Annotated in this window: 1 protein-coding gene; it reads left to right on the top strand. The window is 78.9% G+C overall.

Annotation, left to right across the window (positions count from 1 at the left end; all coding sequences use genetic code 11):
- Window positions 1-21: 21 nt before the first annotated feature.
- The coding region (locus tag Q6969_RS15955; RefSeq protein WP_317231318.1) for a four-carbon acid sugar kinase family protein at window positions 22-907 on the top strand (886 nt) is incomplete at its 3' end.

The following is a 907-nucleotide window of genomic DNA, read 5'->3' as shown; positions in this document are numbered from 1 at the left end:
CACGGCGCCGACGGGTCGGTCGTGGCGATCGTCACCGACGCCCGCGCCCAGGCCCCGGACGCGGCGCGGACGGCGACCCGCGCCGCCGTCGCCCGCGCCGTCGAGGTCGGCGACGACCGCCTGTTCCTCAAGATCGACTCGACCATGCGGGGCACCGTCCACGAGCAGATCCAGGGCGCCCTCGCCGCGTGGGAGCCGCGCGCCGCCGGAGCGGTCGCCGTCGTCTGCCCGGCGTACCCCGCGATGGGCCGCACGGTCGAGGGCGGGCACCTCCTCGTCGACGGGGCCGGGGTCGAGACGACGTCGGTCGGCCGCGATCCCGTCACCCCGGTCACCACGAGCGCCCTGGCCGACCTCCTCCCCGGCAGCGCGCACATCGACGCCGCGTCCGACGCGGCCGACCTCGCCGACCGGATCGCCGCCGTCGCGGCGGCGGGGGCGCGCGTGGTGACGGTCGACGCCGTCACGTCGGCGGACCTGCGATTCGTCGCGGAGGCCTTCGCGCTCCTCGGCCCGCGCGCCGTCCCCGTGGGATCCGCGGGACTCGCCGCCGAGATGGCGCGCGTCTGGGGAAGCGCCCCCGCGCCCGCCGCCATGGCCTCCCCCGCCTCCGCACGGCGGACGGATCCCGGCGCGGCGGCCGACCGTGGCTGCACGTCCGCGGGCCCGCGTCACGTGGTGGTCGTCGTCAGCTCCCTCCACGACGTCTCCCGCGGTCAGCACGCGCACCTCGTCGCCTCGGCGTCCCGCGGCGCGCTCGCCGAGCCGGTCCGTACGGTCGCGCCGACGCTCGACGACCTCGTGCGCGACGGCACCTCGCGGACCGATGCCGAGGAGGCCGGCACGGGCGCGTCCCCGTCGGTCACCGTCGTGCTCGCACCCGAGCGGGACGCCACCGCGCGGCCCG

It is taken from the genome of Clavibacter sp. MX14-G9D (assembly GCF_032917815.1).
GTDB classification, from domain to species: Bacteria; Actinomycetota; Actinomycetes; order Actinomycetales; family Microbacteriaceae; genus Clavibacter; species Clavibacter michiganensis_K.
Note: the sequence above shows the minus strand (reverse complement) of the source record. Positions and strands in the feature narration are given on the sequence as shown.